The sequence below is a fragment of the Propionigenium maris DSM 9537 genome (assembly GCF_027925155.1).
Lineage (GTDB): Bacteria > Fusobacteriota > Fusobacteriia > Fusobacteriales > Fusobacteriaceae > Propionigenium > Propionigenium maris.
In genome coordinates this window covers 123410-138865 of the sequence record NZ_BSDY01000010.1, presented here as the reverse complement: position 1 = coordinate 138865, position 15456 = coordinate 123410, and the positions used below count along the sequence as shown (strand labels likewise).

At 43.2% G+C, this 15456-nt stretch carries 12 protein-coding genes and 5 tRNA genes; 5 read left to right on the top strand and 12 right to left on the bottom strand.

Annotated elements, in window-relative coordinates; genetic code table 11:
• Positions 1-27: 27 nt before the first annotated feature.
• Positions 28-1374 (bottom strand): rhodanese-like domain-containing protein, encoded by a 1347-nt coding sequence (locus tag QMG11_RS11885; protein ID WP_281836219.1) that lies wholly within the window; start codon positions 1372-1374, stop codon positions 28-30.
• Positions 1375-2012: 638 nt separating this feature from the next.
• Between QMG11_RS11885 and QMG11_RS11880 the strand changes: the two genes are divergently transcribed.
• Together QMG11_RS11880 and QMG11_RS11875 are read left to right on the top strand one after the other, a co-directional pair.
• Positions 2013-3428, top strand: coding sequence for an aspartate ammonia-lyase (locus QMG11_RS11880; RefSeq protein WP_281836218.1), 1416 nt, complete (start codon positions 2013-2015; stop codon positions 3426-3428).
• A 116-nt stretch (positions 3429-3544) separates the two neighbouring features.
• The gene (locus tag QMG11_RS11875; protein ID WP_281836217.1) at positions 3545-4873 is read left to right on the top strand and encodes an MATE family efflux transporter; all 1329 of its coding nucleotides are present in this window, start codon (positions 3545-3547) and stop codon (positions 4871-4873) included.
• 33 nt (positions 4874-4906) lie between these two features.
• Here the strand turns inward: QMG11_RS11875 and QMG11_RS11870 are convergent, their stop codons facing one another.
• Positions 4907-5422, bottom strand: coding sequence for a hypothetical protein (locus QMG11_RS11870; RefSeq protein ID WP_281836216.1), 516 nt, complete (start codon positions 5420-5422; stop codon positions 4907-4909).
• 149 nt (positions 5423-5571) lie between these two features.
• Between QMG11_RS11870 and QMG11_RS11865 the strand changes: the two genes are divergently transcribed.
• A complete protein-coding gene (locus tag QMG11_RS11865) occupies positions 5572-6558 on the top strand; it encodes a Gfo/Idh/MocA family protein (protein WP_281836215.1) in 987 nt (328 codons plus the stop codon).
• Positions 6559-6653: 95 nt separating this feature from the next.
• On the opposite strand, the gene QMG11_RS11860 is transcribed toward QMG11_RS11865, so the two are convergent.
• Entirely contained in the window at positions 6654-6815 is a 162-nt protein-coding gene (locus QMG11_RS11860) for a hypothetical protein (RefSeq protein WP_281836214.1), read from the bottom strand.
• A 149-nt stretch (positions 6816-6964) separates the two neighbouring features.
• Here QMG11_RS11860 and QMG11_RS11855 point away from each other — a divergent pair, with 149 nt between their 5' ends.
• Positions 6965-7726 carry a DeoR/GlpR family DNA-binding transcription regulator gene (locus QMG11_RS11855; protein ID WP_281836213.1) on the top strand — a complete coding sequence of 254 codons (762 nt, stop codon included), beginning with the start codon at positions 6965-6967 and terminating at the stop codon, positions 7724-7726.
• A 38-nt stretch (positions 7727-7764) separates the two neighbouring features.
• A complete protein-coding gene (locus QMG11_RS11850; RefSeq protein WP_281836212.1) occupies positions 7765-8511 on the top strand; it encodes a Mut7-C RNAse domain-containing protein in 747 nt (248 codons plus the stop codon).
• 35 nt (positions 8512-8546) lie between these two features.
• Here QMG11_RS11850 and QMG11_RS11845 read toward each other — a convergent pair whose 3' ends face one another.
• From QMG11_RS11845 to QMG11_RS11805, 9 genes are all read right to left on the bottom strand, one after another.
• Entirely contained in the window at positions 8547-10175 is a 1629-nt protein-coding gene (locus tag QMG11_RS11845) for a tetratricopeptide repeat protein (RefSeq protein WP_281836211.1), read from the bottom strand.
• A gap of 192 nt (positions 10176-10367) precedes the next feature.
• Positions 10368-10652, bottom strand: coding sequence for a putative quinol monooxygenase (locus QMG11_RS11840; RefSeq protein ID WP_281836210.1), 285 nt, complete (start codon positions 10650-10652; stop codon positions 10368-10370).
• Between the two features lie 654 nt (positions 10653-11306).
• Positions 11307-11390: transfer RNA gene (locus QMG11_RS11835), tRNA-Leu, on the bottom strand.
• Between the two features lie 204 nt (positions 11391-11594).
• Positions 11595-11670 (bottom strand) — tRNA-Thr (locus QMG11_RS11830).
• A gap of 162 nt (positions 11671-11832) precedes the next feature.
• A tRNA-Asp gene (locus QMG11_RS11825) sits at positions 11833-11909 on the bottom strand.
• Positions 11910-11932: 23 nt separating this feature from the next.
• Positions 11933-12008, bottom strand: a tRNA-Val gene (locus QMG11_RS11820).
• 145 nt (positions 12009-12153) lie between these two features.
• Positions 12154-12228, bottom strand: a tRNA-Glu gene (locus tag QMG11_RS11815).
• A gap of 112 nt (positions 12229-12340) precedes the next feature.
• Complete coding sequence (locus QMG11_RS11810) at positions 12341-14224, bottom strand: molybdopterin biosynthesis protein (protein WP_281836209.1); 1884 nt, start codon at positions 14222-14224, stop codon at positions 12341-12343.
• A gap of 9 nt (positions 14225-14233) precedes the next feature.
• On the bottom strand, positions 14234-15424 hold the full coding sequence (locus tag QMG11_RS11805) for a molybdopterin molybdotransferase MoeA (protein ID WP_281836208.1): 1191 nt from the start codon (positions 15422-15424) through the stop codon (positions 14234-14236).
• Positions 15425-15456: the final 32 nt, after the last annotated feature.

The window sequence follows — 15456 nt, the reverse complement described above, 5'->3', positions numbered from 1 at the left end:
TCTCTCTTATTTATCTTCTTTAGTTCTTTAGTCTAAGAAGCTCTCCTCATTCAGCTTCTCTGGCTCCCCTCTGAGGTAAGCATCCTTTGTCTCCTCAGTGGTAGACCACTCCTTCCATCCACCGTCGTAGATAGAGGTAGTGTCTACTCCCATAGCCTGAGCATAGAACCAAACCTCACTTGCTCTCCATCCAGTACCACAATAGAATGCAAGGTTGTGCTTAGTATCTATCTTCAGCCCCTGCCACATCTGAGCAAGCTCAGTGTATGGTCTCATGTGAGCTTCATCCATAGCTCTGTAATCCTCTAGGTGCCACGGGTCAGATCCACCCATTCCCCACTTGGATCCTTTGATCCTTCCTCTTGCCTTAATATAGTCGTAACCGCTTGTCTCTCCCTTATATTCCTTCCAGCTTCTGATACTTACAAGGTCGCTCTCTCCGTCCTTAAGGTATTCTACAGCCTCTGGAAGGTCTATGATCAGATTAGGGTTCATAGGCTTATCTGCACCAAAGTACTCCACAGCTTCAGGCTCTACATACTCAGTCTCCATTGGGTAACCAGCTGCCTCCCATGCCTTGAGTCCACCATTTATAAGTCTTACATCCTCCACTCCCATATATCTGGCTATTATTCCAAATCTTGCTGCAGGAGTCTGGTCCTTTCCGTAAAGTAGAAGAAGAGTATCCTTGGTAATTCCCATTCTCTCCATCTCAGCCTTTATCTTCTCATCGCTTACCCTGTTCCATAGAGGTCCCTCCTCTACCCACCCAAGGTGAGCCCAGTATGAACCTGGAATATGCCCCTTCTTATGAGCCTCTCCAGTCTCATCCCATCCGGCATTTATTATCTTCACTGGTCTTCCGTCGTAGTCGCTTACTTCCTTTCCCTCCATAAGATCCTTTACCCAGCTAACAGGAACTATCATACTCTTATTTTGTAGAAAATCCAGAGTATTTCCTGCTTCAGCCCAGGCTTTAGCTCCACCGTCAAGAAGGCTTACGCTGTATCCCTTCTCCTCCATAAGCTGAGCAAGCTCTGAAGCCTCTCCTCCATAGAGAACGATACTGTCCTCGCTACTTACTTCCTTTCTTTTAAGGATAGCATCAAGGTTCTTTTCATTCACCGCTGATCTTGGAACACTTAGGGCTCCTGGGATGTGTCCCTCTACTCCGCTGCCATCTATATCCCATCCATTGTACTCATCGTAGCTTCTTGCATCCACTACTACAGTGTTATCCTTCTTCATATCCTCAGCTAACTGGGATACCTCTATTAAATTAATTCCAGTCTTCTCGTCTACAGTCTCTTCCTTCTTACTTGTGCATCCCAGCAGCAGGGCTACTGCAAATACCAGTGTAAATATCTTTTTCATCTCTTCCTCCTAATTGTGTTAAATAAATTTTAGTTTCCTCAGCTTATTAATCTACACTTAAAAAACTCCATGGTCTTATTTTACCATAGTTATCCTCATATTAATTATAAAATACCATTGGTACCCTGAATAAAATCTTTAAAAATGAAGTCTTAAAAATAAACTGATTGGAACAGAAAGTGGAAGCGAAGGGATATTCACTGAGAAGGGATAAAAACACTCATCTATCAACTGGATCTTCTCATACTTCACAACTCCCTGGGGTATTTACTTCTCCCAGAAGTAATTTTTTCACATCAAACTCAGAATCTTAACAAGGATATTCCTCCTTTTATAGACTTTTTGTTTATTTAAAATACACTTTCTTAAAATTATATTAGCATATTTTTTTTTTAAAGTTAATAGCCCGTAACAAAAATTATATAAAGTTCCCTTTTTAAGCCTTGTAAAGTATAGAATTTAAACAAGAGAAAAAATCTCCCCTGAAAACTTGATTTTTTTCAATATACCTATGATATAGTTCGTAAATTTAGTATATATTATATGTAATGTTATATTTTTATCTTATTGTTGTAATTTAAATTACCTTTTGTTATGATAGCTTCAAAGAAAAGGTTACACTAATAGGAGGGGTTTAAATGAATAATTTCAGGATTGAATCTGATTCACTGGGGGCAGTGGAAGTACCAAAGGAAGCATACTACGGAGCACAGACACTTAGAGGTAAGATGAACTTCCCTATTACAGGGCACAGAATATCTGAGGACTTCATTAGAGCAATGGCCACTGTTAAGAAGGCGGCAGCTCTGGCTAACCTTAAGGCTGGAATGATCTCCAAGGAGATAGCAGATGTCATGGTAGAGGCCTGTGATGAGATATTAGAGGGTAAATTTTTCGACGAGTTCATAACTGATTCTATCCAGGGGGGAGCAGGAACATCTATGAACATGAATATAAATGAGGTTATCGCCAACAGAGCCGGTGAGATCCTTGGGGGAGAGAAGGGTGCCTACGATAAGGTCCACCCAAACGACCACGTTAACTATGGTCAGTCTACAAACGATGTAATCCCTACATCTGGAAAGCTTACTGTACTGATGAAGAGTGGTAAACTTCTTGAGGCACTGGAGGAGCTCCACGATGCTCTTCTGGAGAAATCTAAGGAGTTTGACGATGTAATAAAGATGGGAAGAACTCACCTGCAGGACGCTATCCCTATCAGACTGGGACAGGAGTTCAAGGCTTACGCTCTTCCTATTGCTAGAGATATAAAAAGAATTAAGTATGTACTGGAGGACTTTAAGTTTGTAAATATGGGGGCTACAGCTGTGGGAACTGGTCTTAATGCAGATGTTGAGTATGTAAACAGCATCGTTGGAACCCTAGCAGAGGTAAGTGGTTACGACATCCATCAGGTAGAGGATCTTGTAGACGGTACAAGAAACCTTGATTCCTTTGTATGGCTGTCATCAGCTCTTAAGATAGCAGCTGTAAACCTGTCTAAGATGTCCAATGACCTGAGACTAATGTCATCGGGACCAAAGGCGGGAATCAACGAGATCAACCTGCCTCAGAGACAGCCTGGATCATCTATCATGCCAGGAAAGGTAAATCCTGTAATTCCAGAGGTTATGAACCAGGTATCCTTCCAGGTATTTGGTAACGACCAGACTATCACAAAGGCTGCAGAAGCGGGACAGCTTGAGCTAAATGTATTTGAGCCGGTACTATTCTTCAACCTATTCCAGTCTATAGAGGTACTTACAAATGGAGTTAAGACTCTTACCACTAACTGTATAGAAGGTATCACAGCCAACAGAGAGGTATGTAAAGATATGGTAGATGGAAGTATCGGAATAATCACAGCTCTTGCACCGCACATTGGATACAAGAACTCATCGGATATAGCTAAGGAAGCGCTGAAGACTGGTGTTCCAGTGGCAAAACTTACTGTGGAGAAGGGACTTCTAACACAGGCAGAGGTGGAAACTATCCTGAATCCATTTGAGATGACAAGACCTGGTATCCCGGGAAAGGTTCTTCTTAGAAGATAGGCCCTGCTAGCAACTGAATTTAAAAGATTTTCATAGGCAGATCCCTAGGGATCTGCTTATTTACTTTGGGTATATATTGTGTTAGAATAGCTGAAAAATTGAAAGGAGAATCTGCAATGGAAAGATTGAAAACAGAAAGCATTACTAGTTTATTTTTAAAATACCTCATCCCATCTGTTACTGGTACACTGTCTGTTGGGGTTCTCATATTTATAGATACTGTATTTATTGGAAGGGGAGTTGGAAGTATGGGACTTGCTGCCCTAAATACTGCCATCCCCGTCTTTACCCTCTACTCCTCCACAGGTTTACTCCTGGGAATGGGGGGAGCTACTGCCGCTGCCATCGACAGCGGAAGGGGAAATATCAGGGGAAAGAATAAGATCTTCTCCCACGCCGTAATCCTGGCCACGGGAATAGGAATAATCTTTACCCTCCTTCAAGGAATCTTTATTAACGGTCTTACTGGGATACTGGGAGCCACCAAGACCCTCTTTCCTATGGTAAAGAGCTATCTGGGGATAATTTCAAAGTTTACTCTTTTTTATCTGGTTCCCCATACCCTCAATGCCTTTATCAGAAATGACGGTAATCCCAATCTGACAATGATAGGGATGGTAGTGTGTGGAATTATAAATATCATACTGGATTATGTTTTTATATTTATCTTTGGATGGGGGATGGCTGGAGCCGCCCTTGCCACTGGTCTGGCTCAGGTGGCTTACTTCCTGATCCTGATCCTCCACTTCTACTCCCCTAGGAATACCCTTAGAATTCAGAGGAGGAAGTTTCAGCTGGAAACCGCCACAAGGATCTTCAGGATAGGATTTCCAAGCTTCCTCAATGATACCTCCATGGGAATTGCCATCTTTGCCTTTAACCTGGTTCTCTTCAGGATAAGGGGAGATCTGGCTGTATCTGCCTACAGCATCATACTGAATATCAACTTCCTGGTGTACCTGATCTTTGTGGGAATATCCCAAGCCTGTCAGCCTCTTCTCAGTATAAACTACGGGGCTGGTAACCATGATAGAGTAAAGGAAACTATGAAACTTGGTTTTCTAACCTCTGCCCTTGTGGCAGTAGCCACCATTGTACTGCTAAATGTGTTTAAGTATCCCATTATCCGGCTCTTTAACAGGGAGGATATGGAGCTAATAGGTATGGCCGCTGTGGGAATGCCTATCTTCTTCAGTGCCACACTGTTTATGGGGCTTAACATTATCTACGCCATCCTCTTCCAGGCTGTGGAAAATCCAAGTGTATCTTCCCTCCTGACCTTCCTGAGGGGATTGGGGCTCATAATTGCAGGACTTACCCTCCTGCCAAACATCTTAGGAATTAATGGCGTATGGGGAACTCCTCTCTTTGCAGAGACTATTACCCTTATCACTGCCCTTATCTTCTACAGAAGATTTAAATCTAAAAGTGCAAACCACAATTAAAAAAGGATGACCAGACTGGGTCATCCTTTTTTATTAATTGCTCTCCTCATCGGAGTATACCTCTACCTGGGGGATCTCAGCTCTCTTTCCCCTCTCTAACTCTGGAATCTGGGGTTTGGCCTCCTTCATAGCCTCTGCATCCTGGGAAACCTCCACCTTCACACTCTCTCCAAACTCTACCCTTGCATCGGGAAGTATTTCCTCGGGATCGTGCTCCTTCTCAAAGTCATACTTATATGTTCCAGCCTTCTGAGTTTGAAAAAACTCCTCCTCTCCATTCTGGCCAACATACCTCTTTTCAGTTCCCCTTCTCTTCCTGTTTTCTACCTCATCATTTTCCACATCCCCTACATACCTCTTCTTACTGTCCTTATTTTTTACCTCTCCCACATACTTCTTCTTCTCATCCCTTCTTCTGCTCAATTCAGAGGTATCTGTATTCACAGCAATAGTTCCCTCGTTGCTCAACTGGGTCTCACTGTATACCCTTCCAGCCCCTCCAAGATACATAGTAAGGATTAAAATTAAACAAACAGATCTCTTAGACATATAAAAACCTCCTTCGCCCTTATAGATAGTAATACTGAATATTTTTTTAAATTCCTCCGAAAACTTCCCTGAAATAAGGAATTTTAGATGTATCTTTGGAGAAAAATAGGTTATATTAAGGTTAGAATATAATTACATCGGGAGGCTATATGAAGAAGACATTAAACTTTGGAATAATTGGAACCGGGAGAATTGCCGGACAGTTCGTAGAGGAAGCTCTGGAAAACAATAAGATAAACCTGGCAGGAGTAAGTGCCAGAAACTATGAAAAAACTGTGGATTTTGCTGAAAGATACAATATAGACAGAGCATACTCTTCTGTGGATGAACTCCTTGCAGACGAAGGGATAGATGCCATCTATGTAGCGAGCTTTCATCCCACACACTTTCCCTACACCATGAAGGCTCTTGAGGCTGGGAAACACGTATTATGTGAGAAGCCCGCTGTACTTAAGGCTGAGGACATGGAGAGGGTGGTGGCTAAAGCCAGGGAGAAAAAACTCCTCTTTACAGAGGCTATGACTGTGGGATTCAACCCAGTCTACCAGGAGATAAAAAGGGAGATTGAAAAAGGCAGTATCGGAGAGATAGTTCATGTGGAATCTTCCTATGGAAGTGTAAGCAGCAAGATACATAAACACAACCCCAAGCAGGCCGGGGGAGCCCTCTATGATATCGGAATATATAACATCTTCCTAAATACAGACCTCCTGGGGGTTCCAGAGGAGGTATTTGCTGTTTCCAGGGATAACAGGTGGGGAGTAGAGGGGAGTGTAAGCTGCCTCAGCAGACACAGGGGAGGGGCTACCTCCTCCTTCTATGCCACTATGGATTCCATCTCGGGAGAGCTGGCCAAGATAATAGGAACCCAGGGGATAATAGAGTTCCAGCCCTCATGGACTGTAGCCAAGGGGTTCACTGTAAAAACCAAGGATGGCAAGATATGGGAATACACCTCATCAGAGGATCTCTGGCTGGGGTATGAGATAGAAGCCTTTACCTCTGCTGTACTCTCTGGGGTAACTGAAAGCCCGGTTATGACCTATGAAAAATCTCTTAACCTCCACCGGACTATAGATGAGATAAAGAGAAGGCTAGGCTTTACCTATGAGGAGGTAGAGGTAACCCTCTACTAAATTCTTCGTTACCTTTAATATGAAAGAAGAAACCTCTTAACAACAAAAAACCTGCAGCTTATAGCTGTAGGTTTTTTGTTGGGCAGATCTCCCCCTTAGAATATCTTAAGGTCGGATACAAGCTTGGCATCCTCCTCCCCTGCCAGAGTATATCCATTCTCTATCATAGACTTTACCCTTCCCCTGTTAAAGAAGAATAATCCCGTTACTCTTATGGCTATCCTTTCTCCCTTTGGAGATATCAAATTTACTTTCATTTTGTTTCCCTCCTTATGATTTCAGTTTCGTTTTATTGTTCTTGAAGTTATTTTATTTCATTTGGTTTCGATTGTCAATATTTTTTTTATTTCTTTCAATTGGATGATATAATTAGATAAATCTATTTAAGTATTTCGGAGGAAGGTCAGTGTTTGCAAAGGAAAGAAGATTAGAGATATTAAGCATGTTAATGAATAAAAAGAAGGTCAGAGTAAGGGAACTGAGTGATCTCTTCAATGTAAGCGAAGTAATAATTCGAAAGGATCTGAAACTTCTCGAGGAGGAGGGCAAGCTGGAGAGGACCCATGGAGGAGCCATCCTAAGGAAGGAGATTCCCGAGGATATATCCCTCACTACCAGAATGATCTCCAATGTAGAGGGAAAGAATAGGATAGTGGAAAAGCTCTACAAGCTCATTGAAAGGGGAGAGATCATCTTCCTGGACTCATCCAGTACAAACCTTATGCTGGCCCAGAAGTTAGCCCAATTCCCTAAGGAGGTTACCATAGCCACCAATATGCTGGATATAATGAAGACCCTGGAGAACGTTCCCGGCATTACCCTCATCGGCATCGGTGGGACCTACCACAGTCTCCTGGGAACCTTTTTAGGAGGGATCGCTCTGGACTCCGTTCTGGGGATAAACTCCCAGAAACTATTTTTAGGGGGAGCCGGAATAGATATTCAGAGGGGAAACCTAAGTATCTTTGACTCCGATGAGGTACAGCTGAAAAAAGCCATGATAAAGATGGCCTCAAAGGTTTACTTTGTCTGCGAGGGGGAGAAATTTAGTCACTACGGTATCTATAACTTTGCTACTTTAGAGGATATCGACGGACTGGTTACAGACATGGAAATGGAACCACAGATTACAGCCAAGCTGGAGGAACACGAGATTGAGATCATCTAGCTTTAACATCTGTTAGGTAATAAGGAGGAAGGATTTTAATGAAGGATGTGACAATCACTTTTCATGGTTATCTAAATAAGCTCCTTCCCAGGGAAAAAAGAGGTAGGACCCTTCGGGGAGAGCTGAAGGATGCCAGAAGTATAAAGGACCTCATAGAGGCCATGGGGATCCCACACACAGAGGTGGGAAGGGTCCTTGTAGGTGGATGTACCAACCCAATCTCTGCACAGCTAAGGGGTGGAGAGGATATCCAGGTGTACCCCGCCTTTATAGATATCAATAATCCTATAGAGGAAATTACTCTCCCTCCTATGCCAAGAAGGTTTATCCTGGATGTGCATCTGGGGACCCTGGCCAAGTATATGAGAGCTCTGGGAATTGATACCCTCTATGAGAACTACTACTCCGATGAGGAGATAGTGGAAACTGCTCTCAGGGAGGGGAGAACTATCCTTACCAGAGATAGGGGAATCCTCAAGAGGAAAAGTGTAGAGTATGGATACCTGGTGAAGTCCAACAGAAGCCGGGAGCAGCTTATGGAGATCTTTATAAACTTTGACCTCCTTCCATCTGTTCAGACCTTTTCAAGGTGTCTCAGGTGTAACGGTTCCCTAAAGGAAGTAGAGAAGAGGGAAGTAGCACATGAGCTGGATCCCCTCACTGAAAAGTTTTACGATGAATTTTTCAGGTGCAGCTCCTGTAACAGCCTCTATTGGAAGGGGGGACACTGGGAGAGGATGAAGGTTTTTATAGATAATTTTTTAATTGAATTAAAAGCCAGATAAAAAGGACCTGGGAGAAAATCCCAGGTCCTTTTTATCTATTCAGTTTTGCCGATGAATTCTCTGGCGTATATAACCTTATCTATCTCAGTATCTGCTTCCTCTGTCTGAGCAGCTAAGACCTCATAGTACTCCAAAGCTTTAGGGATATCTCCCATTAATTCCGCTGCCCGTCCTGCTCCGTAGAGACTGTTGAACCTGTTTCTGCTTCTCATAAGAGCTCCCTCATACTCTAACAGAGCTTCTCCATACCTTTCCGCTTCCATGAGCATATCTCCCAAAAGTTCCCTTGCTGGCAGTACCTCACCTGGAGTTACAGGGTGCTTCTCAGTGGTGGCTTCCAGTTCCGCCGCTTCCCTCATCACCCTGATTCCCTCTTCCATATCTGTATTGTAGATAAGCCAGGCTTTAGCTGAGAGGTACTGTACCTCTATCTGCTTTGCCCAGTAGGCTGAAGTTTCCCTTGTTTTCTCCTCAAGAACCTTTAATTCGCTGAGAGCTTCCTCTGCCTTAAATGCATCCCCCACTCTGGCTGCTCCCAGAGCTCTGGCAAAGTATGTGATAGCTTCCATGGCAGGGTATCTTCCCATCTCATAGTTTACCGGTAACCATGGCTCAAGGTTCATAGCTTCATCCCAGCTCTGTCTTTCAAGAAGAAGTCTGGCCGGTGCTGCATTATAGGTATAGTGGGATGCTATATGTGTCTGAAACTCCTCTTCCCTTGTCATGAGCTCCTTTAAACTCTCTCTGGCCTTCTCATCCTCTCCCCTCTGAATATAAGCATATACCAGATAATCCACAGCATGGGGGTAGTGCAGAGATACCTGTCCATTGAATGGATGAGCAAGAGCTGCCTCTCCAGACCTGCTATTCATCTCTATGGATTCCTTCCAGAGTCCCAGCCTTGTAAATATATGGGTAGGCATGTGCAGAGAATGGGGAACAGCAGGAGCTATCCTTCCATAGCTTCTGGATACCTCTAGAGCCATAGGGGCAAGTTCCGGATAGTCATAGGCATGGATGATGTAGTGGTGGGCTCCCGGATGGTCTGGTACTACCTTGAGAACCTCCTCACCTACTCTACCTGCCTCCCTCTGTATCATATAGGTCTTGTCGTCGGGATCTGCTGTGGAAAGGTGAGCAAGGGCGTAGAAGGCTGCTGCTTCTGTGTCATCGGGATATTTTTCATATACCCCCTTCCACCCCTGGGCAAAGGCCCTTAGGTTTGCCTTCTCACTCTTGTTTCTACCTGCCATGTAGTAGGACTCAGCTGCCTCTATATAATCTATCTCCCTTCCCTTGGCATACTCTCTTCCCTTCTCTAGAAGACTCATCCCCAGATTAAAATCTTCCTCACTTGGAGGATCTGCCCATAAGGGATGGATATAGGTCATGGCCTCTCCCCAGTATCCCATGGCTGACTCAGGATCCTCCTCTACAGCCTTTCTAAACTCCGCTCTGGCCCCGTTATAGGTCATGTGGTGAAGTAGAGCCAGTCCCCTTTCGATGCTTTCCTCTGCTGGAGTTTCATACTCCAGAAAGAGCTGTACACTTCCCAGCTGCTCTCCATACTCCCTCTCCCCTGGAAGAGGCTTCTCCCTCCTTCCGATAGTTACAAATAAAATTATTATACTCAGTATTAAGATAAGAATGTTTCGTTTTTTCATATGCACCTCCTTTATATCGATTTTATCTAAAAGTTTTTTTAATAAGCCTGCATAAATAATATACTCCATTTTTTAGTCCCCAAGGGGAAAACTTCATCTTAATCCCCTCCAACTACTTATTATTAGAGGGAAACCATTAATCCTTCAAAATTGATAATAAAAAAAGGACAGATCACTCTCTGCCCCCTCTATCTACAGTTCCTCATATATATTTATCTCGGTCTCCCCCTGGGTAAGATCTCCCAGCATTGGGACTATCCTTTTAAAGTGAGGTGCTTCAAAATGGTCCTTTAAGTGCCCCTCTGTATGCCACTTTTCTATAAACGTCAGGATATCGCTTCTCTCTGAATCCCTCATAAGGCTGTACTCTATACACCCCTTCTCCTTTCTGGTTTCTCTTATAAGCTCTTGAGTTAACCTTAAAAACTCCTCTACCTTCCCCGGTTTTATGATATTCTTTGCTACAACTACTACCATGACCTTCCTCCCATCACTCTTTATTTACTGTTAATAAATTAAAACACATAATCATTTATAAGTTATAAGGGATGGTAACCATAACTTATATCTCTCTAACTTTATGGCTCCCCCCTTGTCTAAGAGATTCCAGAACCTTATTTAATTGTATTAATTTCAATCTTCTATCCCTTATAAATTATAAAGGATGGAAAAACTCTATAATTTAGACTAACACCCTCCGAAGGTTAAATCAAGTATTTTTACTACTTTATAAGCCAAACTAAAAGGAGCCACTCGGTGGCTCCAACACTACATTCTATCTTCTCAACCTTTAAATATTAAGGCTAAATATTTATAATCCTCTATAAATAAGAAAAGAGCCTTCTTTAAAATCTTCAGCTTTATAAGCTTAATTTTACATAAAAAAAACTGAAAAAGAAATCTTCTAAGTTTAAAAACCTATTCTACAAAATCATCCCTTATAAATTAGAAAATAAAAAAAGACCGATGATATCGCTCTTAAATGTTTTGTCATATGTTTCTTAATTTATAAAAAGTTGAGGATGAACTTACTTTATTCTAACTCTTATTTATAACCTTATCCCTTATAAGTTATAAATTAATAAAAAAAATCCTGAATTTACTTCAGGTGAATTTTTTTATTAAATTTAATGGTGCGGAGGGGGAGACTTGAACTCCCACGTCAAAGACACTAGATCCTAAGTCTAGCGCGTCTGCCAATTCCGCCACCCCCGCAAAGAACTTGACAAATTTTCTAGCGAATGATGTGAAATCATTCTTGAAAATTTCGTCAGTTAGAAAAGATTTTAATCTCTTCCAGTGGCTAAATGCATAATGCACTTATTCCTTTCTGAAACAAATCTTGATTTGTTTCAATACTCATAGATTTTGTAAAATGAATTTACTTCATTTTCAAAGAAATCTATAGAGTTATTTAAATGGTGCCGCCTATCGGAGTCGAACCAATCACCTGCTGATTACAAGTCAGCTGCTCTACCAGATGAGCTAAGGCGGCAAATTAACAAATTTACTGGCGAGTGATGTAAAATCCCTCTTGTAAATTTCGTCATTTTAAATAAAAAATGACTTTCCTGAAAGAAATCCTGATTTCTTTCAAAACTCATAGATTTTAGAAGATGAACTTGATTCATCTGAAGATAAATCTATAGAGTTATCATGGCGGGAGTGACGAGATTCGAACTCGCGACATCCTGCGTGACAGGCAGGCACTCTAACCAACTGAGCTACACCCCCACAATATTCTATAAGGTTTTAAATGGTGGTCACAACTGGACTTGAACCAGTGACCCCCTGCTTGTAAGGCAGGTGCTCTCCCAACTGAGCTATGCGACCAAATTGACATCTCATCTGCGGATGAAATAAATTCCTCCTTGATGAGCTCGTCATTTGAATTTCTTCAGCTTGACGATGTAGCTTTTAAAATCTAATGAACTAAGAAGTTGAACTTGCTTCAACTGAATTAGTTGTTAAGGTTTTGTGGTACCCCGTAGGAGAATTGAACTCCTGTCTACAGAGTGAAAATCTGGTATCCTAACCACTGGACGAACGGGGCATTAACTGCTTCTCTCGAAGACAAGAATAATAATACTATAGAAAGAGGATAAAGTCAAAGGTTTTTTTATAAAAAAATGAAAAAAGTCAGGAGAACCTGACTTTTTTATGAATTAAACTGTATTTTTTATGATTTTTCCACTGTTTTTTACACGATAACCAGGAAGTGCCTCTACCTTCCCCTTAAAGGAATCCGATTTCAAGAAGGAGATGAACTCCTCTATCCTCACATCCTTCAGATCCTCTTCTCTAACAAGGAAGTCATACTCCTCATAGGAAAGAGAGATGAAGTCTAGCCCGTTTATATCGGCAGCGGCTCTTATTCCCAGAGCTGCATCTGCATCTCCACTCTTCACAGCTATACCACAGGCCATGTGGGTGGTAGCTTCTCTGTCGTATCCTACAATTTCCTCAGAGAAGATCTCCTGGGTTTTTAAGAGATAATCCAGAAGGATTCTGGTCCCTGCCCCTCTCTGCCTGTTGATAAAGATAAGGCTCTTCTCTGCGATATCTCTGATACTCTCTACTCCCTTGGGGTTGCCCTTGGGAACCATTATCCCCTGCTCCCTCTCTATGCCCTTTATGAGGCATACAGAGTCATCGAAATACTTCTTCAAAACCCCCACATTATAGAGACCAGTAGCCTCATCTAAGATATGGATGGGAGCAAGGTGAGTCTGCTTTCTCTTGAGGGCTGAGATCCCTCCCATACTCCCCACATGGGTAGAGGATAGGTGAAGGTTGCTGGAGATTAAATCCATAACGATGTCGTGGCTTCCTATGGAGATGAGCTGCTCCTCTATCTCCTCCAGGCTTGTAAGAAGCTCCACCTCTACCCTGCTCCCTGCAGAGTACCCCTCATACTCTCTCGGTATGGCAAGGAAGGCGTGAGCCTTCACCAAGCTCATAGTTACCCCTGCTCCCCTGGTAAGAGGAGTGGCCAGTAGTTCCCCGTCTATATATCCCAGACTTACCCTCACTATCTCCTTGTGCTTAAGGGATGAAGGAATAGTTCTGGAAAGGACAGCCTCCACAACGCTCCTCCTCCCATCCCTTCTCTTGAGGTAGTGGGAGATTATAGGCTTAACAAAGGTATCAAAGGTGATGAAGGAGGACACAGGATATCCTGGGATGCCTATAACTGGCTTTCCATCAATAACTCCCATTATAGTTGGTTTTCCTGGTTTTAGTGCCACCCCGTGGCTTATTACCCTTCCCAGCTTTTCAATTACCCTTACTGTGAAATCCTTGGTTCCCGCAGAGGATCCGGCATTGATTACGACTATATCGCTTTCCTCAGCTGCTCTGCTTACAGTTTCACACAAAGTATCAAAGTCATCTTTGACGGGAGAGTATCTTATCCCCTCTCCCCCGAACTCCTCTACCATCCCCATAAACATATGTGAGTTGGAGTCGATGATCTTCCCTACCTGAAGGTGGGAGGTTTCCTCTACTATCTCACTACCAGTAGGTATGATGGCTACTTTCGGCTTTGCCACTACCTCTACCTCTAGAACCCCCCCGGAGATGAGAGCTCCTATATCCTGAGGTCTGATTTTATGACCTGCAGGGATGATTGGGTCCCCCTTTATAATATCCTCCCCTATGGGTCTGATGTGCTGCCAGGGTTTAGAGGCCTTTATTATCTCTACTCTGCCCTGCTCAAGCTCTGTTACATCCTCTATCATTATCACTGAATCCCACTCCCCTAAGATGGGAGCTCCGGTATTGACATAGATAAACTCTTTCCCTTCTTCTAGGATAAAGGGGTTGCTCTCCCTTGCCTCCATTGTGTCCGCCGACCTTACTGCTATCCCATCCATAGCTGAGGCGTTGTAGTTGGGTGAGGATACCCTGGCTGTAATGAGTTTTCCCGTAATCCTGTGCAGAGCCTGGGTTATGGAGATCGTTTCAGTCCTCTCTGAAAACTCCACCTCTCTTTTAAAGTTTTCTATAGCTGTATCGCAGTCAATATTATCTATATACTTGTTTCTCATGGTGTCCTCCTATAGTTTGTATACCTCTACTATCTCATCAGATCTGTACCCCTCCTTGTGGGTGGGTATTATAATATAACCGAAGGCCTTGCTGAGAAGACTTATTACTCCAGATTTACCATAGGTTGGAACTGCTTTTCCCTCTTCAATGGTAACGGTCTGATATGTTGTTCTTCCCGGGGTGGAGTGGATGTCCTTGGCAAGGGGTAACCTATATGGTATCTCCCTTCCCCCTGTCATAGCCTCCTCAAAGAGAGCTCTGAATACCATGGTAGCAGACACTGGATGCCCGGGAAGACCTACCACAAGCTTCTCTCCGATCCTTCCTATTATTGTGGGCTTTCCCGGTTTCATGGATATTCCGTGGATAATTATCTCTCCTCCCAGCTCCTCTATGGCCTTAAGGGTGAAATCCTTGGTTCCCACTGAACTTCCCCCGGAAAGGATTACTACATCTGAACTTTTAAAGGATTCCTCTATCTTCCCCTTGAGGAGGTCGAGGTCATCTCCGATGATGGCTATACTATCCACCACTCCTCCGAATTTTTCAATGGAAGCCCCAATGGTATAGGAGTTGATATCCCTTACCTGGGCGGTCTCGATCCCCTTGGAGGTATCCCTTATCTCGTCCCCGGTGGATATGATGGAAAAAACTATCTTCCTGTAAACTGGAAGTTCCATTACCCCTGCTGCTGCCAGAGCTCCCATGTTTTCAGGGGTCATCTCTGCTCCCGCATTCAGGATAGTATCTCCCTCTCTGATGTCCTCTCCCCTATAGATTATATTTTCCCCATTGGAAACAGAGGAGTGAAGAAAGGCCTCATCCTCTAACTCCTCGGAGTATTCCACCATAACAACCCCTGTACTTCCCTCTGGAAGCATTCCCCCTGTGGGAACATAGGCACACTGTCCTGCCTCGAGGTTAAAAGAGGGCTCCTCCCCCATCTCCACCCTTCCGATATTGCTTAAGATAGTGGGAAGGGACTCGGAAGCACCATAGGTATCCTTGGCCACTACAGCATAACCATCTACAGTTGATTTATTAAAATTAGGCACGTCCTCCTGGGAGTGTATATCTTCAGCAAGGATCCTGCCTCTGGAATCTCTCAGGGAAACCTTTTCAACGCCTCTGCATCCCCTCAAAAGGGTTTTTATTCTCTCCTGCGCATCGCTTACCGATGCTACCTTAAAAAAATTCAATTTAAACCACATCCTTATGATGAAATCTTAAT